Origin of the sequence: Vibrio sp. 10N.261.51.A4 (genome assembly GCF_041471945.1) — a bacterium.
Classification (GTDB): Bacteria; Pseudomonadota; Gammaproteobacteria; order Enterobacterales; family Vibrionaceae; genus Vibrio; species Vibrio crassostreae_C.
In genome coordinates this window covers 1-14,281 of record NZ_JBFRPJ010000021.1, presented here as the reverse complement: position 1 = coordinate 14,281, position 14,281 = coordinate 1, and the positions used below count along the sequence as shown (strand labels likewise).

The window sequence follows — 14,281 nt, the reverse complement described above, 5'->3', positions numbered from 1 at the left end:
AAGATACAAGATACAAGATATTTTTGAAAAATGGCGCAGACAAGACAAGCAAAAAATGCCAAACATCATGGTGCAATTTCTATTGTCTATTCCTTGTTCTACAGACACAAAAAAGCCGAGCTAATGCTCGGCTTTTGTATTAAGAATCTAGTATAGATTACTCAGCAGCTTCTTCAGCAGCTGGGCGGTCTACAAGCTCAATGTAAGCCATTGGAGCTTTATCACCAGTACGGAAACCACATTTAAGAATGCGAGTGTAACCACCTTGGCGAGCCGCGAAACGCGGGCCTAGTTCATTAAATAGTTTTGCCACAACTTCGTTATCACGAGTGCGAGCAAATGCAAGACGACGGTTAGCAACACTGTCTGTCTTAGCTAGGGTAATCAATGGCTCAATTACGCGACGTAGTTCTTTTGCTTTAGGCACGGTAGTTTTAATAACTTCGTGACGAACAAGAGAGCTAGCCATGTTGCTGAACATCGCTTTGCGATGACTGCTGTTGCGGTTGAGTTGACGACCACTTTTACGATGGCGCATGACCTAATCCTTCTAACTTTTCGATTAATCTTCAGCGATTGACGCTGGTGGCCAGTTTTCTAGACGCATGCCTAGAGAAAGACCACGTGAAGCAAGCACATCTTTAATCTCTGTAAGAGATTTCTTACCAAGGTTTGGCGTTTTAAGTAGCTCAACCTCAGTGCGCTGTACAAGATCACCGATGTAGTGAATCGCTTCTGCTTTCAAACAGTTAGCAGAGCGAACTGTTAGTTCAAGATCGTCTACAGGACGTAGTAGGATAGGATCGAATTCTGGCTTCTCTTCCTTCTCCTCAGGTACACGTACATCACGAAGATCTACGAACGCATCCAGTTGTTCAGCTAAAATAGTAGCTGCACGACGGATTGCTTCCTCAGGTTCTAGAGTACCGTTCGTTTCCATATCGATAACAAGCTTGTCTAAATCAGTACGTTGTTCTACACGTGCCGCTTCTACAGCGTAAGCGATTTTATCAACCGGGCTGTAAGTAGCGTCAACTAGTAGACGACCGATAGGACGCTCATCTTCTTCAGTATGGATACGAGCTGAAGCTGGAACGTAACCACGACCACGTTCTACTTTGATACGCATAGCGATCTCAGCGTTGTCATCCGTTAGGTGACAAATTACGTGCTCAGGGTTAGCGATCTCTACATCACCATCGTGGGTGATGTCACCTGCAACAACAGGGCCTGAGCCTGATTTGTTCAGTGTAATAAACACTTCATCTTTGCCTTCAGCAACGCGTACAGCCAAACCTTTAAGGTTTAGAAGGATTTCCAGGATATCTTCCTGAACGCCTTCTTTAGTGCTGTATTCGTGTAGCACACCTTCAATTTCAACTTCTGTTACGGCACAACCCGGCATAGAAGATAGAAGAATGCGGCGAAGAGCATTACCTAGAGTGTGGCCGAAACCGCGCTCTAATGGCTCAAGAGTTACTTTCGCGTGTGTCGTATTGATCTGTTCAATGTCAACAAGACGCGGCTTAAGAAATTCTGTTACAGAACCCTGCATTGTGTCCTCTCTTTTTTTAACCTTACTTAGAGTAAAGTTCGACGATCAAGTGTTCATTGATGTCAGCTGATAGGTCAGAACGCTCAGGCATACGCTTGAATGTACCTTCCATTTTGCCAGCATCTACTTCAATCCAAGTTGGCTTTTCACGTTGTTCAGCAACTTCTAGAGCCGCTTTAATACGAGATTGCTGTTTAGCTTTCTCGCGGATAGAAACAACGTCGTTTGCCGCTACTTTGAAAGAAGGAACGTTTACAACTTTACCGTTAACTAGAATAGACTTGTGGCTAACTAGTTGACGAGATTCAGCACGAGTAGCGCCAAAGCCCATACGGTAAACTACGTTATCAAGACGACCTTCAAGAAGCTGAAGCAGGTTTGCACCTGTGTTGCCTTTAAGACGTGCAGCTTCTTTGTAGTAGTTGCGGAATTGTTTTTCTAGAACGCCGTAGATACGACGAACTTTTTGCTTCTCACGAAGCTGAACGCCATACTCAGATAGACGACCGCGACGAGCGCCGTGTACACCTGGTGCGTTATCAATTTTACACTTGGTATCGATCGCACGGACACCAGACTTAAGGAATAAGTCAGTACCTTCGCGACGGCTAAGCTTAAGCTTAGGACCCAAATATCTTGCCATGATCTTTCTCCAATATTCCTAGAAACGAAACTTAAACGCGACGTTTCTTAGGTGGACGACAACCGTTATGAGGGATTGGTGTCGCATCAACAATGTTAGTGATACGGAAACCAGCAGCGTTCAGTGCACGAACAGTAGATTCGCGACCTGGACCTGGACCCTTAACCATAACTTCCAAGTTCTTTAGGCCATATTCTTTAGCCATTTCACCACAACGCTCAGCTGCAACTTGTGCTGCGAACGGAGTAGATTTACGAGAACCACGGAAACCTGAACCACCTGCTGTAGCCCATGCAAGAGCGTTGCCTTGACGGTCAGTGATAGTTACGATTGTGTTGTTGAAAGAAGCATGAATGTGCGCTACGCCATCAGCTACTTGCTTGCGTACGCGCTTACGCGCGCGAGTTGGTTGTTTTGCCATTGTACTCTACCTTATCCGACTATTTCTTGATCGGCTTGCGCGGACCCTTACGGGTGCGAGCGTTGGTTTTAGTACGCTGTCCACGTAGTGGTAGACTGCGACGATGACGAAGACCGCGGTAACAGCCAAGGTCCATAAGACGCTTGATGTTCATCGATACTTCACGACGTAGATCACCTTCTACAGTGTACTTAGCTACACCATCACGCAGTTGATCGATCTGCTCTTCAGTTAGTTCACTGATCTTAGCATCTTCAGCAATACCCACTTCAGCTAGAATAGCTTGAGAGCGAGTTTTACCGATACCGTAGATTGCAGTAAGTGCAATTACAGAATGCTTATGATCAGGAATGTTAATGCCGGCTATACGGGCCATTATTCACTCCTAAGGGGTTCATAAAAGAATTATCCGCAGCAAAGCCCGTTATGGATACGCTGCGGCATACTACTTCTTTTGCACGCAAAAGGTAGGCCGAGGAATATACTCGACTCTACCTTGTATTTCAAGTAAAAATTTCTGCTAATTAGCCTTGGCGTTGCTTATGCTTTGGCTCACTGCAAATCACGCGAACGACACCGTTACGCTTGATAACTTTACAGTTACGGCAGATTTTTTTAACGGAAGCACGAACTTTCATTGCTAAACTCCGTAAATGGAATCGAAATTGTTACCACCGAATTAACGGCCGTAACCCTTCAGATTCGCTTTCTTTAACACAGAATCATACTGTTGTGACATCAGATGAGTCTGTACCTGTGCCATGAAATCCATGATAACTACCACTACGATTAGTAGTGATGTGCCGCCAAAGTAGAAACGAACGTTCCACGCGACCATCATGAACTCAGGAATCAGACATATAAAAGTAATGTATAGAGCGCCCGCAAGGGTTAGTCTAGTCATCACTTTATCGATATATTTCGCTGTCTGCTCACCTGGGCGGATACCGGGTACGAATGCACCAGACTTCTTCAAGTTATCAGCTGTTTCACGTGGGTTAAACACCAACGCTGTATAGAAGAAACAGAAGAAGATTATAGCTGCTGCATAAAGCATTACATACAAAGGTTGACCTGGGCTAAGAGCTAATGACACGTCAGTTAACCAACCGAACGCGCTGCTTTCACCATTTTGACCAAACCACTGCGCTAATGTTCCTGGGAACAAAATAATACTTGATGCGAAAATCGCTGGAATAACACCTGCCATATTAATCTTAAGAGGCAAGTGAGAGCTTTGTGCTGCAAAAACTTTACGACCTTGTTGACGTTTCGCATAGTTAACGACGATACGACGTTGACCACGTTCCATGAAAACTACGAAGTAAATAACAGCAAAAGACAATACAGCAATCAACAGCAGAAGAAGCACATGCAATTCACCTTGACGCGCTTGCTCGATTGTTTGACCGATTGCAGAAGGCAATCCAGCAACAATACCTGCAAAAATCAGAATGGAAATACCATTACCGATTCCTCGCTCAGTGATTTGTTCACCTAACCACATTAAGAACATGGTACCAGTTACTAAACTCACGGTAGCAATAAGCGTAAACATGGTTTGGTTGATAACAACCAGATTGTCGACCATGTTTGGTAAGCCTGTTGCGATACCAATAGCTTGGAATGTTGCAAGTACAAGCGTGCCGTAGCGTGTATATTGGCTTATCTTACGACGGCCTGCTTCACCCTCTTTCTTGAGTTCCGCTAACGCTGGATGAACTACAGTTAGCAATTGGACTACGATCGATGCCGAAATGTACGGCATGATACCCAATGCTAATATAGATGCACGCTCAAGAGCACCACCGGAGAACATGTTAAACATTTCTACGATGGTACCTTTTTGCTGATCGAACAAATCGGCAAGTACAGCTGCGTCAATACCAGGGATCGGCACAAAAGAGCCGGCTCGGAATACTAAAAGTGCACCAATTACGAATAATAAGCGCGACTTTAGTTCACTTAAGCCGCTCTGAGCACTACGAAAATCTTGTCCTGGTTTCTTAGCCATCTGTACCTCGTTCCTCGAGATTATTCCTCGATTTTACCGCCTGCAGCTTCGATTGCAGCTTTAGCGCCTTTAGTCACGCGTAGACCTTTAACAGTCACAGCTTTGCTTAGGTCACCAGAAAGAACGATCTTAACAAACTCGATGTTCTTAGTGATAACGTTAGCAGCTTTAAGGCTGTTAAGATCAACTACGTCACCTGTTACTTTCGCTAGCTCAGCTAGACGAACTTCAGCGGACACTAGGCTCTTACGAGAAGTGAAACCGAATTTAGGTAGACGTTGTTTTAGAGGCATTTGACCGCCTTCAAAACCTGGACGAACAGAGCCGCCAGAACGTGACTTTTGACCTTTGTGACCGCGGCCACCTGTTTTACCAAGGCCAGAACCGATACCACGACCTACACGCTTCTTAGAAGGTTTAGAGCCAGCAGCCGGTGATAGAGTATTCAAACGCATTCTGATTACTCCTCAATCTTAACCATGTAGTAAACCTTGTTGATCATACCGCGTACGCACGGTGTATCTTCAAGTTCTACTGTATGGTTGATGCGACGAAGACCTAGACCTTTAAGACACGCTTTGTGCTTAGGTAGGCGACCAATTGAGCTTTTAGTTTGAGTTACTTTAATAGTTGCCATCGTGTGCTTACTCCGAAATAGATTCAACAGTTAGACCACGTTTAGCAGCAACCATTTCTGGTGACTTAACGTCTACTAGAGCACCAATCGTTGCACGAACGATGTTGATCGGGTTCGTTGAACCGTATGCTTTAGAAAGTACGTTATGTACGCCCGCAACTTCAAGTACAGCACGCATTGCACCGCCGGCAATAACACCTGTACCTTCTGCAGCTGGCTGCATGTAAACTTTAGAGCCCGAATGACGACCTTTCACCGGGTGGTGAAGAGTGCCTTCGTTAAGCGATACTGTAACCATGTTACGGCGCGCTTTTTCCATTGCTTTTTGAATCGCAGCAGGTACTTCACGAGCTTTGCCGTAACCGAAACCTACGCGACCGTTACCGTCACCAACTACTGTTAGTGCAGTAAAGCTCATGATTCGACCACCTTTAACCGTCTTAGATACACGGTTAACTGCGATCAGCTTTTCTTGCAAATCATTAGCTTGTTGTTGTTCTTTAGCCATCTTCCAACCCTACCTTAGAATTTCAGACCAGCTTCGCGAGCAGATTCTGCTAGCGCCGCTACTCGACCGTGGTATTGGAAACCAGAACGATCAAATGCAACTGAAGCTACGCCTTTTTCAAGAGCGCGCTCAGCAACAGCTTTACCAACTGCTTTAGCTGCATCAACGTTACCAGTGTTCTTAACTTGCTCACGGATCGCTTTTTCTACAGTAGAAGCAGCTGCGATAACCTCAGAGCCGTTTGCCGCGATAACTTGTGCGTAAACATGGCGAGGAGTACGGTGTACTACCAGGCGAGTTGCACCAAGTTCTGCAATCTTACGACGTGCACGTGTAGCACGACGGATGCGAGATGCTTTCTTATCCATAGTGATACCTTACTTCTTCTTAGCTTCTTTAGTACGCACATTTTCATCTGCGTAACGAACACCTTTGCCTTTGTAAGGCTCAGGAGCACGGTAAGAACGAATGTCAGCCGCAACTTGACCTACTACTTGCTTATCGCAACCAGTAATGATGATCTCAGTTTGGCTAGGGCACTCAGCTTTAATACCTTCAGGTAGAGCGTGCTCTACTGGGTGAGAAAAACCAAGAGTTAGAGCTACAGAGTTGCCTTTCATAGCAGCACGGTAACCAACACCCTTAAGAGTTAGCTTCTTAGTGAAGCCCTCAGTAACACCCACAACCATATTATTAACTAGAGCGCGAGCTGTACCAGCTTGTGCCCATGCGTTAGTAACACCTTCTTTCGGACCGAAAGTTAGGTTGGTTTCTTCCTGTGCAATAACTACGGCGCTGTTAAGAACGCGAGTAAGCTCACCTTTGCTACCTTTTACAGTAACTTCTTGGCCGTTTAGTTTCACCTCTACGCCAGCTGGAATAGCGACAGGTGCTTTAGCAACACGAGACATAATCTACTCCTTAAGCTACGTAACAGATGATTTCACCGCCAAGACCTGCTTTACGAGCAGCACGGTCAGACATCAGACCCTTGGAAGTAGAAACAACTGCAATACCAAGACCACCCATCACTGTAGGTAAAGAGTCTTTATTTTTATAAACTCTTAGACCAGGACGTGATACACGCTTGATTTGCTCGATTACAGGTTTAGCTTGGAAGTACTTAAGAGTAACTTCTAGCTCAGGTTTTGCTTCGCTGTTAACAGCGAAGTCTACGATGTAACCTTCAGCTTTAAGTAATGCAGCAATTGCAACTTTAAGCTTTGAAGAAGGCATTTTTACAGCAACTTTGTTTGCTGCCTGACCGTTACGAACTCGGGTCAGCATATCCGAAATCGGATCTTGCATGCTCATAAGATTTACTCCAAATGATTAAGTGGCAATTACCAGCTAGCCTTACGAAGACCCGGAATCTCGCCTTTCATGCAAGCTTCACGAACCTTAATGCGGCTTAGACCGAATTTACGTAGGTAACCGTGTGGACGACCAGTTTGGTTGCAACGGTTGCGCTGACGTGATGCACTTGAATCACGTGGAAGAGATTGCAGTTTAAGAACCGCATTCCAACGATCTTCTTCAGATGCGTTTACATCGCTAATGATAACTTTTAGCGCAGAACGCTTTTCAGCGAACTTAGCTACTAGTTTTGCACGTTTAGCTTCACGTGCTTTCATTGATTGTTTAGCCATAACAGTAACCCTACCCTTACTTACGGAATGGGAAGTTAAAGGCAGCCAGCAGAGCTCGGCCTTCCTCATCGGAACCCGCAGAAGTCGTGATAGTGATATCAAGACCGCGGACACGATCGACTTTATCGTAGTCGATTTCCGGAAAGATGATTTGCTCGCGAACGCCCATGCTGTAGTTACCGCGACCGTCAAAAGACTTAGCGCTAACACCACGGAAATCACGTACACGTGGAAGTGCGATAGAGATTAAACGCTCTAAAAATTCCCACATGCGCTCACCACGCAAGGTTACTTTACAACCAATTGGGTAGCCTTCACGAATTTTGAAACCAGCTACAGATTTACGCGCTTTAGTGATAAGTGGCTTTTGACCAGAGATCGTTGCCATATCAGCTGCTGCGTTTTCTAGCAGTTTCTTATCGTTGATTGCTTCACCAACGCCCATATTTAGGGTGATTTTCTCAATCCTAGGGACTTGCATGACGCTTGTGTAGCTGAACTCTTTGGTAAGCTCAGCGACTACAGACGACTTGTAGTAATCATGCAGTTTCGCCATAGTAGAACTCCAAATTACTTCTAATTAGTTAGAAACAGTTTCGCCGTTAGATTTGAAGAAACGAACTTTCTTGCCATCTTCGATACGGAAACCGATACGGTCTGCTTTACCAGTAGCCGCGTTAAAAACAGCAACGTTAGAAGCATCAATAGCTGCTTCTTGTTCAACGATGCCACCTTGTTGACCTAGAGCCGGAACCGGCTTTTGGTGTTTCTTAACAAGGTTGATGCCTTCAACGATAACTTTACCAGTTGTCAGAACCTTAGTTACTTTACCTTTCTTGCCTTTATCTTTACCAGCAAGAATGATTACTTCGTCATTACGACGGATTTTAGCTGCCATATTGCCGCTCCTTACAGAACTTCAGGTGCTAGTGATACAATCTTCATGAATTTCGCGTTACGAAGTTCACGAGTCACAGGACCAAAGATACGTGTGCCGACTGGTTGCTCAGTAGTGTCATTTAACAATACACAAGCATTACTGTCGAAGCGAATGACAGAACCGTCTGGGCGACGAACGCCTTTACGGGTGCGCACTACTACCGCCTTCAGAACATCACCTTTCTTTACTTTACCGCGAGGAATCGCTTCCTTCACTGTAACCTTGATGACGTCACCGATATGTGCATAACGGCGGTGAGAGCCACCCAGAACCTTAATACACATTACCTTGCGCGCGCCAGAGTTATCTGCTGCGTCAAGTGTACTTTGCATCTGGATCATTGTTAGTGCTCCGCTAAATATTAAAACTAGACCCTCTCGGGTCGGGCTGCCTCTTTAAAAGGGACGCGAATTGTACCACCCTTTTTTTAAATTGGGTAGACAAAAAACAAGCGGCTCCAAAAAATAATTTGGAGCCGCTTATAAGTTATAGAATTACAAAGATTAAATCTTCGCTTTTTCTAGAACTTTAACCAATGTCCAAGACTTAGTCTTAGACAGAGGACGACACTCAGCGATTTCAACTTTGTCGCCTAGGCCACAAGTGTTGTCTTCGTCGTGTGCGTGTACTTTAGTCGTGCGTTTGATGAACTTGCCGTAAATCGGGTGTTTTACAGTACGTTCAATAGCAACAACGATAGACTTGTCCATCTTGTCACTTACTACACGGCCTTGCTGGATGCGGTTAGTTTCGCTCATTATGCGCCTGCCTTTTCAGTCAAAACAGTTTTCACACGTGCGATGTCACGGCGTACAGCTTTTAGAGTATGAGTTTGCTGAAGTTGACCAGTTGCAGCTTGCATGCGCAAGTTGAACTGTTCACGTAGCAAATTCAATAGCTCAGCGTTAAGCTCTTCAACGTTCTTTTCGCGTAGATCTTGTGCTTTCATCACATCACCTGCTTAGTTACAAAAGTAGTTTTAACAGGCAGTTTACGTGCCGCTAGGCGGAACGCTTCACGTGCCAACTCTTCAGGTACGCCATTCATCTCGTACATAACTTTGCCTGGTTGGATTTGAGCAACCCAGTACGCAACTGAACCTTTACCTTTACCTTGACGAACTTCAAGAGGCTTTTCAGTAATCGGCTTGTCTGGGAATACACGGATCCAGATTTGACCTTGACGCTTAATGTGACGTGTCATAGCACGACGTGCCGCTTCGATTTGACGTGCAGTCAGACGACCACGGCCAACAGCTTTAAGACCGAATTCGCCGAAGCTTACTTCAGTACCTTTAGCTAGACCACGGTTACGACCAGTCATAACCTTGCGGAACTTAGTACGTTTTGGTTGTAGCATCGTTCGACTCCTTACTTACGGCCTTTACGCTGCTTCTTAGGCTTATCGCCTTTTGGCTCTACTGCGTTAGCAGCTGGCATACCGCCTAGAATCTCACCTTTGAAGATCCAAACTTTAATGCCGATCACACCGTATTGAGTGTGAGCCGAAGAAGTTGCGTAATCAATGTCTGCACGTAGAGTGTGTAGAGGCACACGGCCTTCACGGTACCACTCTGAACGTGCGATTTCAGCACCGCCAAGACGGCCGCCTACTTGTACTTTGATGCCTTTAGCGCCTAGACGCATAGCATTTTGTACCGCACGCTTCATTGCACGACGGAACATAACACGACGCTCTAGTTGAGACGCGATGCTATCAGCTACAAGCTGACCATCTAGCTCAGGCTTACGTACTTCAGCGATGTTAATTTGCGCTGGTACACCTGCGATTTTAGCTACAGCTGCGCGTAGCTTCTCTACGTCTTCACCTTTCTTACCGATAACAACGCCAGGGCGAGCAGTGTGAATAGTCACACGGATGCTCTTAGCTGGACGCTCGATAACGATACGAGATAATGATGCTTTTTGTAGTTCCTTTGTAAGGAACTGACGTACCTTGAAGTCGCCGTCTAGGTTGTCAGCGAATTCGTTGGTATTAGCAAACCATGTAGCATTCCAAGGCTTAACGATGCCAAGACGAATACCATTAGGATGTACTTTCTGACCCATTGCTTACTCTCCTAGTCTTTAGCGATCTGCTACAACAATAGTGATGTGGCTTGAACGCTTCAAGATACGATCCGCACGACCTTTAGCACGAGGCATAATACGCTTCATGATAGGGCCCTCATCTACGAAGATTTTAGCGACATTTAGATCGTCGATATCTGCACCTTCGTTATGTTCCGCGTTAGCGATAGCTGACTCAAGAACCTTCTTAACTAATACAGCAGCTTTTTTGTTGCTGAAAGTTAGAATTTCTAGAGCTTGGTCTACCGACTTACCGCGAATTTGGTCTGCAACTAAGCGAGCTTTCTGTGGAGAAATACGAGCAAAGTTATGTTTAGCTAAAGCTTCCATCATCTACTCCTTATTTCTTCTTAGCTTTCTTATCTGCAGCATGACCGCGATAAGTACGAGTTGGTGCAAATTCGCCCAGTTTGTGACCGATCATTTCTTCGGTAACGAAAACTGGAACGTGCTGACGACCATTATGGACAGCGATGGTCAAACCAATCATTGTTGGGATGATCATTGAGCGACGGGACCAAGTCTTAATAGGCTTTTTGTCTCCGCTTTCCACCGCTTTCTCTACCTTCTTCAGCAAGTGTAGGTCAATAAAAGGACCTTTCTTGAGAGAACGTGGCATGGCGATTCCTCTTTATAAATTATTTAGTGCGACGACGTACGATGTACTTGTCAGTGCGCTTGTTCTTACGAGTCTTGAAGCCCTTAGTAGGAACGCCCCAAGGAGAAACTGGGTGACGACCACCAGATGTGCGGCCTTCACCACCACCATGTGGGTGATCCACCGGGTTCATTACTACACCACGTACGGTTGGACGTACGCCGCGCCAGCGTGAAGCACCAGCTTTACCAAGTTCACGTAGCATATGCTCAGAGTTACCAACTTCACCGATCGTTGCACGACCTTCAGAAAGAACTTTGCGCATCTCACCAGAACGTAGACGGATAGTTACGTATGCACCATCGCGAGCGATGATTTGAGCATAAGCACCAGCCGAACGAGCTAGTTGAGCACCTTTACCAGGCTTAAGTTCAACACAGTGTACAGTAGAACCTACTGGGATGTTGCGCATCGGCAGAGTGTTACCTGCTTTGATTGCAGCATCTACGCCAGATTGAATCTGGTCGCCTGCGTTAACACCTTTAGGTGCAATGATGTAACGACGCTCACCGTCTGCGTACAGAACTAGAGCGATGTTAGCACTACGGTTTGGATCGTATTCTAGACGCTCAACTTTCGCTGGGATGCCATCTTTAGTACGTTTGAAGTCAATTACACGGTAATGGTGCTTATGACCACCACCGATGTGACGTACTGTAATACGACCGTTGTTGTTACGACCACCGTTCTTAGAGTTTTTCTCTAGAAGTGGTGCGTATGGCTTACCCTTGTGTAGGTCAGCGTTAACAACTTTAACGACGTGACGACGACCAGGGGAAGTCGGCTTACATTTAACAATAGCCATTTTTACTACTCCTGTTATTCCGCGCCGCCAACGAAGTCAAGATCTTGACCTTCTTTCAAAGTAACGTAGGCTTTCTTAACGTCTGAACGACGGCCTTCACGCATACCTTGACGTTTGGTCTTACCCTTTAATACAAGAGTATTTACAGACTTAACTTCAACTTCAAATAGCTTTTCTACAGCTGCTTTGATCTCTTTCTTAGTTGCATCTTTAGCTACTTTGAAAACGATAGTGTTCGCTTTCTCAGCTGCCATAGTTGCTTTTTCAGAGATGTGCGGAGCACGTAGAACTTTTAAGATACGCTCTTCAGTGATCATGCTAGCATCTCCTCAACTTGCTTAACTGCGTCAGCAGTCATTAGAACCTTGTCGAAAGCGATTAGTGATACTGGATCAACACCAGCAACATCACGTGCATCTACTTTGTATAGGTTACGAGCAGCTAAGAATAGATTTTCATCTACTTCGCCAGTCACAATCAGAACGTCGCTTAGCTCAAGCTCTTTAAGCTTAGCTACAAGTTCTTTTGTTTTTGGTGCTTCTACAGAGAAGTTATCAACAACGATTAAACGCTCTTGACGAACTAGCTCAGAAAGAATGCTCTTCATAGCACCGCGGTACATTTTTTTGTTTACTTTTTGGCTGTGATCTTGTGGTTTCGCAGCAAAAGTAACACCACCTGTACGCCAGATTGGGCTACGAATTGTACCAGCACGTGCGCGGCCAGTACCTTTTTGACGCCATGGCTTAGCGCCACCGCCAGATACTTCAGAACGAGTCTTTTGAGCACGAGTACCTTGACGAGCACCTGCTGCATATGCAACAACTACTTGGTGTACAAGAGCTTCGTTGAAGTCACGTCCGAAAGTAGTCTCGGAAACAGTTAGTGCATCAGCACCTTTAACCATCAATTCCATTACTTACTCCTAGACGTTATGCTTTAACAGCAGGTTTTACGATCACGTTTCCGCCTGTTGAGCCCGGTACTGCACCTTTAATAAGGAGTAGATTGCGCTCAGCGTCAACACGTACGATCTCTAGGTTTTGAGTCGTTACACGCTCAGCACCCATGTGACCTGCCATTTTCTTGCCTTTAAACACGCGGCCTGGAGTTTGACATTGGCCAATTGAACCCGGTGCGCGGTGAGACAAAGAGTTACCGTGAGTCATATCTTGAGTAGAGAAGTTCCAACGCTTGATAGCGCCTTGGAAGCCTTTACCTTTAGATGTACCAGTAACGTCTACTTTTTTAATTTCGTTGAAAAGTTCTACGTTTAGCTCAGCGCCAACTTCAAACTCTTCGCCGTTTTCTAAACGGAATTCCCAAAGACCGCGACCTGCTTCTACACCCGCTTTCGCGAAGTGACCAGCTTCAGGTTTAGTTACACGGTTAGCTTTCTTAGCACCAGTAGTTACTTGGATTGCTGCGTAGCCGTCTGTCTCAAGAGTTTTAACTTGAGAAATACGGTTCGCTTCAACCTCAACAACAGTTACTGGGATAGAAACGCCTTCTTCAGTAAATACGCGGGTCATACCCACTTTACGTCCGACTAGACCAATCATTATTCTTATCTCCCTTAACCTAGGCTGATTTGAACATCAACGCCAGCTGCAAGATCAAGACGCATTAGAGCATCAACAGTTTTATCTGTTGGCTCAACGATGTCGATCAAACGCTTGTGAGTACGGATTTCGTACTGATCACGTGCATCTTTGTTGACGTGTGGAGAGGTAAGAACAGTGAAACGCTCTTTACGAGTAGGAAGTGGAATAGGACCACGAACCTGTGCGCCAGTACGTTTTGCTGTTTCAACGATTTCCGCAGTTGAAGCATCGATTAGCTTGTAATCAAACGCTTTAAGGCGGATACGAATACGTTGGTTCTGCATGAGACAGAGCTCCAATTATTAAAAATTACACAAACAATATCGCCACTCAAACCCGATAAAACGAGAGAATGCCGATTGATTTATGTGAAACCGTAGCACCCAAAATTAGGACGCATTGTCAGTTAACTTTTGAAGTAAACAAGAAGTTTACTATTTTTATTAACCGCGAACATAAGCTGAGTATACATTACTAGGTAAGACCTACTCCTCAGTGCTCATTGGTTCACAACCAGCGTTAGCCAGTGCGATGCATTATACAGATCACACTTTAGTATGCAAGTAGTGTTGGAAAAATAATCGCAATTTATTGGAAGTTGGTTTTGTATCGAGAGGGAAGAAGACAGATGGAAGGTAATATTTCTTTTGAGAAAACAAAAGGGAAGCCGAAGCTCCCCTTTTCAGATGCGTGCTCTTCTAATGAAGAGAGTGCAAAAATCTAAATGCTATTAAGCGAAGATTTTAGCTACAACACC

Annotated in this window: 28 protein-coding genes; all 28 read right to left on the bottom strand. The window is 45.2% G+C overall.

The window, feature by feature from the left end:
• Window positions 1–157: 157 nt before the first annotated feature.
• Complete coding sequence (gene rplQ, locus AB4384_RS05495) at window positions 158–538, bottom strand: 50S ribosomal protein L17 (RefSeq protein ID WP_004729812.1); 381 nt, start codon at window positions 536–538, stop codon at window positions 158–160.
• Between the two features lie 24 nt (window positions 539–562).
• On the bottom strand, window positions 563–1,555 hold the full coding sequence (locus AB4384_RS05490; protein ID WP_004729813.1) for a DNA-directed RNA polymerase subunit alpha: 993 nt from the start codon (window positions 1,553–1,555) through the stop codon (window positions 563–565).
• Between the two features lie 22 nt (window positions 1,556–1,577).
• Window positions 1,578–2,198, bottom strand: coding sequence for a 30S ribosomal protein S4 (rpsD, locus tag AB4384_RS05485; RefSeq protein ID WP_004738777.1), 621 nt, complete (start codon window positions 2,196–2,198; stop codon window positions 1,578–1,580).
• 31 nt (window positions 2,199–2,229) lie between these two features.
• Complete coding sequence (rpsK, locus tag AB4384_RS05480) at window positions 2,230–2,619, bottom strand: 30S ribosomal protein S11 (protein ID WP_004738778.1); 390 nt, start codon at window positions 2,617–2,619, stop codon at window positions 2,230–2,232.
• A 19-nt stretch (window positions 2,620–2,638) separates the two neighbouring features.
• Window positions 2,639–2,995: a 30S ribosomal protein S13 gene (rpsM, locus tag AB4384_RS05475; RefSeq protein ID WP_004738779.1), complete on the bottom strand. Its 357-nt coding sequence runs from the start codon at window positions 2,993–2,995 to the stop codon at window positions 2,639–2,641.
• 148 nt (window positions 2,996–3,143) lie between these two features.
• Window positions 3,144–3,257 (bottom strand): 50S ribosomal protein L36, encoded by a 114-nt coding sequence (gene rpmJ, locus AB4384_RS05470; RefSeq protein ID WP_000868186.1) that lies wholly within the window; start codon window positions 3,255–3,257, stop codon window positions 3,144–3,146.
• 41 nt (window positions 3,258–3,298) lie between these two features.
• Window positions 3,299–4,633 (bottom strand): preprotein translocase subunit SecY, encoded by a 1,335-nt coding sequence (secY, locus tag AB4384_RS05465; RefSeq protein WP_004738781.1) that lies wholly within the window; start codon window positions 4,631–4,633, stop codon window positions 3,299–3,301.
• A 20-nt stretch (window positions 4,634–4,653) separates the two neighbouring features.
• Window positions 4,654–5,088 (bottom strand): 50S ribosomal protein L15, encoded by a 435-nt coding sequence (rplO, locus tag AB4384_RS05460; RefSeq protein ID WP_004736758.1) that lies wholly within the window; start codon window positions 5,086–5,088, stop codon window positions 4,654–4,656.
• Between the two features lie 5 nt (window positions 5,089–5,093).
• Window positions 5,094–5,270: a 50S ribosomal protein L30 gene (gene rpmD / locus AB4384_RS05455; RefSeq protein ID WP_004736756.1), complete on the bottom strand. Its 177-nt coding sequence runs from the start codon at window positions 5,268–5,270 to the stop codon at window positions 5,094–5,096.
• Between the two features lie 7 nt (window positions 5,271–5,277).
• Complete coding sequence (gene rpsE / locus AB4384_RS05450) at window positions 5,278–5,778, bottom strand: 30S ribosomal protein S5 (protein WP_017061307.1); 501 nt, start codon at window positions 5,776–5,778, stop codon at window positions 5,278–5,280.
• A 14-nt stretch (window positions 5,779–5,792) separates the two neighbouring features.
• Window positions 5,793–6,146 (bottom strand): 50S ribosomal protein L18, encoded by a 354-nt coding sequence (rplR, locus tag AB4384_RS05445; protein ID WP_004738784.1) that lies wholly within the window; start codon window positions 6,144–6,146, stop codon window positions 5,793–5,795.
• Between the two features lie 9 nt (window positions 6,147–6,155).
• The gene (gene rplF, locus AB4384_RS05440) at window positions 6,156–6,689 is read right to left on the bottom strand and encodes a 50S ribosomal protein L6 (protein WP_017063712.1); all 534 of its coding nucleotides are present in this window, start codon (window positions 6,687–6,689) and stop codon (window positions 6,156–6,158) included.
• Window positions 6,690–6,699: 10 nt separating this feature from the next.
• Window positions 6,700–7,092: a 30S ribosomal protein S8 gene (rpsH, locus tag AB4384_RS05435; RefSeq protein WP_017061309.1), complete on the bottom strand. Its 393-nt coding sequence runs from the start codon at window positions 7,090–7,092 to the stop codon at window positions 6,700–6,702.
• 29 nt (window positions 7,093–7,121) lie between these two features.
• Window positions 7,122–7,427 (bottom strand): 30S ribosomal protein S14, encoded by a 306-nt coding sequence (rpsN, locus tag AB4384_RS05430; RefSeq protein WP_004738789.1) that lies wholly within the window; start codon window positions 7,425–7,427, stop codon window positions 7,122–7,124.
• Between the two features lie 16 nt (window positions 7,428–7,443).
• Window positions 7,444–7,983, bottom strand: coding sequence for a 50S ribosomal protein L5 (gene rplE, locus AB4384_RS05425; protein WP_004738790.1), 540 nt, complete (start codon window positions 7,981–7,983; stop codon window positions 7,444–7,446).
• A 24-nt stretch (window positions 7,984–8,007) separates the two neighbouring features.
• The gene (gene rplX / locus AB4384_RS05420; protein WP_004738792.1) at window positions 8,008–8,325 is read right to left on the bottom strand and encodes a 50S ribosomal protein L24; all 318 of its coding nucleotides are present in this window, start codon (window positions 8,323–8,325) and stop codon (window positions 8,008–8,010) included.
• Between the two features lie 11 nt (window positions 8,326–8,336).
• Window positions 8,337–8,708, bottom strand: a complete 372-nt coding sequence (rplN, locus tag AB4384_RS05415; protein WP_004736740.1) for a 50S ribosomal protein L14 — start codon at window positions 8,706–8,708, stop codon at window positions 8,337–8,339.
• A gap of 162 nt (window positions 8,709–8,870) precedes the next feature.
• Window positions 8,871–9,125, bottom strand: coding sequence for a 30S ribosomal protein S17 (gene rpsQ, locus AB4384_RS05410; RefSeq protein ID WP_004736739.1), 255 nt, complete (start codon window positions 9,123–9,125; stop codon window positions 8,871–8,873).
• Entirely contained in the window at window positions 9,125–9,316 is a 192-nt protein-coding gene (rpmC, locus tag AB4384_RS05405; RefSeq protein ID WP_004736737.1) for a 50S ribosomal protein L29, read from the bottom strand. The genes rpsQ and rpmC overlap by 1 nt, the downstream gene beginning before the upstream one ends.
• Window positions 9,316–9,726, bottom strand: coding sequence for a 50S ribosomal protein L16 (rplP, locus tag AB4384_RS05400; protein ID WP_004736736.1), 411 nt, complete (start codon window positions 9,724–9,726; stop codon window positions 9,316–9,318). Before rplP ends, rpmC begins: the two co-directional genes overlap by 1 nt.
• Window positions 9,727–9,737: 11 nt before the next feature.
• On the bottom strand, window positions 9,738–10,436 hold the full coding sequence (gene rpsC, locus AB4384_RS05395) for a 30S ribosomal protein S3 (RefSeq protein ID WP_004736734.1): 699 nt from the start codon (window positions 10,434–10,436) through the stop codon (window positions 9,738–9,740).
• Window positions 10,437–10,454: 18 nt separating this feature from the next.
• Window positions 10,455–10,787, bottom strand: a complete 333-nt coding sequence (gene rplV, locus AB4384_RS05390) for a 50S ribosomal protein L22 (protein ID WP_004736732.1) — start codon at window positions 10,785–10,787, stop codon at window positions 10,455–10,457.
• A gap of 10 nt (window positions 10,788–10,797) precedes the next feature.
• Window positions 10,798–11,076, bottom strand: coding sequence for a 30S ribosomal protein S19 (rpsS, locus tag AB4384_RS05385; RefSeq protein WP_004736729.1), 279 nt, complete (start codon window positions 11,074–11,076; stop codon window positions 10,798–10,800).
• 19 nt (window positions 11,077–11,095) lie between these two features.
• Complete coding sequence (rplB, locus tag AB4384_RS05380) at window positions 11,096–11,920, bottom strand: 50S ribosomal protein L2 (protein ID WP_010435149.1); 825 nt, start codon at window positions 11,918–11,920, stop codon at window positions 11,096–11,098.
• A gap of 14 nt (window positions 11,921–11,934) precedes the next feature.
• A complete protein-coding gene (gene rplW, locus AB4384_RS05375; RefSeq protein ID WP_004736765.1) occupies window positions 11,935–12,237 on the bottom strand; it encodes a 50S ribosomal protein L23 in 303 nt (100 codons plus the stop codon).
• The gene (gene rplD, locus AB4384_RS05370; RefSeq protein ID WP_004738803.1) at window positions 12,234–12,836 is read right to left on the bottom strand and encodes a 50S ribosomal protein L4; all 603 of its coding nucleotides are present in this window, start codon (window positions 12,834–12,836) and stop codon (window positions 12,234–12,236) included. Before rplD ends, rplW begins: the two co-directional genes overlap by 4 nt.
• 16 nt (window positions 12,837–12,852) lie before the next feature.
• Window positions 12,853–13,482: a 50S ribosomal protein L3 gene (rplC, locus tag AB4384_RS05365; protein WP_004736763.1), complete on the bottom strand. Its 630-nt coding sequence runs from the start codon at window positions 13,480–13,482 to the stop codon at window positions 12,853–12,855.
• Window positions 13,483–13,496: 14 nt separating this feature from the next.
• Complete coding sequence (gene rpsJ, locus AB4384_RS05360; RefSeq protein ID WP_004736761.1) at window positions 13,497–13,808, bottom strand: 30S ribosomal protein S10; 312 nt, start codon at window positions 13,806–13,808, stop codon at window positions 13,497–13,499.
• Window positions 13,809–14,281: the final 473 nt, after the last annotated feature.

Bases quoted from the DNA above. Each gene is read 5' to 3' on its own strand.
- secY (WP_004738781.1), bottom strand. From the start codon at position 4,633: ATGGCTAAGAAACCAGGACAAGATTTTCGTAGTGCTCAGAGCGGCTTA.
- rplB (WP_010435149.1), bottom strand. From the start codon at position 11,920: ATGGCTATTGTTAAATGTAAGCCGACTTCCCCTGGTCGTCGTCACGTC.
- rpsK (WP_004738778.1), bottom strand. From the start codon at position 2,619: ATGGCAAAACAACCAACTCGCGCGCGTAAGCGCGTACGCAAGCAAGTA.
- rplN (WP_004736740.1), bottom strand. From the start codon at position 8,708: ATGATCCAGATGCAAAGTACACTTGACGCAGCAGATAACTCTGGCGCG.
- rpsH (WP_017061309.1), bottom strand. From the start codon at position 7,092: ATGAGCATGCAAGATCCGATTTCGGATATGCTGACCCGAGTTCGTAAC.
- rplF (WP_017063712.1), bottom strand. From the start codon at position 6,689: ATGTCTCGTGTTGCTAAAGCACCTGTCGCTATTCCAGCTGGCGTAGAG.
- rplW (WP_004736765.1), bottom strand. From the start codon at position 12,237: ATGATCACTGAAGAGCGTATCTTAAAAGTTCTACGTGCTCCGCACATC.
- rpsC (WP_004736734.1), bottom strand. From the start codon at position 10,436: ATGGGTCAGAAAGTACATCCTAATGGTATTCGTCTTGGCATCGTTAAG.
- rpsD (WP_004738777.1), bottom strand. From the start codon at position 2,198: ATGGCAAGATATTTGGGTCCTAAGCTTAAGCTTAGCCGTCGCGAAGGT.
- rplE (WP_004738790.1), bottom strand. From the start codon at position 7,983: ATGGCGAAACTGCATGATTACTACAAGTCGTCTGTAGTCGCTGAGCTT.
- rpsJ (WP_004736761.1), bottom strand. From the start codon at position 13,808: ATGCAGAACCAACGTATTCGTATCCGCCTTAAAGCGTTTGATTACAAG.
- rpsE (WP_017061307.1), bottom strand. From the start codon at position 5,778: ATGGCTAAAGAACAACAACAAGCTAATGATTTGCAAGAAAAGCTGATC.
- rplQ (WP_004729812.1), bottom strand. From the start codon at position 538: ATGCGCCATCGTAAAAGTGGTCGTCAACTCAACCGCAACAGCAGTCAT.
- rpmC (WP_004736737.1), bottom strand. From the start codon at position 9,316: ATGAAAGCACAAGATCTACGCGAAAAGAACGTTGAAGAGCTTAACGCT.
- rplX (WP_004738792.1), bottom strand. From the start codon at position 8,325: ATGGCAGCTAAAATCCGTCGTAATGACGAAGTAATCATTCTTGCTGGT.
- rpsM (WP_004738779.1), bottom strand. From the start codon at position 2,995: ATGGCCCGTATAGCCGGCATTAACATTCCTGATCATAAGCATTCTGTA.
- rpmJ (WP_000868186.1), bottom strand. From the start codon at position 3,257: ATGAAAGTTCGTGCTTCCGTTAAAAAAATCTGCCGTAACTGTAAAGTT.
- rpsS (WP_004736729.1), bottom strand. From the start codon at position 11,076: ATGCCACGTTCTCTCAAGAAAGGTCCTTTTATTGACCTACACTTGCTG.
- rplC (WP_004736763.1), bottom strand. From the start codon at position 13,482: ATGATTGGTCTAGTCGGACGTAAAGTGGGTATGACCCGCGTATTTACT.
- rplP (WP_004736736.1), bottom strand. From the start codon at position 9,726: ATGCTACAACCAAAACGTACTAAGTTCCGCAAGGTTATGACTGGTCGT.
- rplR (WP_004738784.1), bottom strand. From the start codon at position 6,146: ATGGATAAGAAAGCATCTCGCATCCGTCGTGCTACACGTGCACGTCGT.
- rplD (WP_004738803.1), bottom strand. From the start codon at position 12,836: ATGGAATTGATGGTTAAAGGTGCTGATGCACTAACTGTTTCCGAGACT.
- AB4384_RS05490 (WP_004729813.1), bottom strand. From the start codon at position 1,555: ATGCAGGGTTCTGTAACAGAATTTCTTAAGCCGCGTCTTGTTGACATT.
- rplV (WP_004736732.1), bottom strand. From the start codon at position 10,787: ATGGAAGCTTTAGCTAAACATAACTTTGCTCGTATTTCTCCACAGAAA.
- rpsN (WP_004738789.1), bottom strand. From the start codon at position 7,427: ATGGCTAAACAATCAATGAAAGCACGTGAAGCTAAACGTGCAAAACTA.
- rplO (WP_004736758.1), bottom strand. From the start codon at position 5,088: ATGCGTTTGAATACTCTATCACCGGCTGCTGGCTCTAAACCTTCTAAG.
- rpsQ (WP_004736739.1), bottom strand. From the start codon at position 9,125: ATGAGCGAAACTAACCGCATCCAGCAAGGCCGTGTAGTAAGTGACAAG.
- rpmD (WP_004736756.1), bottom strand. From the start codon at position 5,270: ATGGCAACTATTAAAGTAACTCAAACTAAAAGCTCAATTGGTCGCCTA.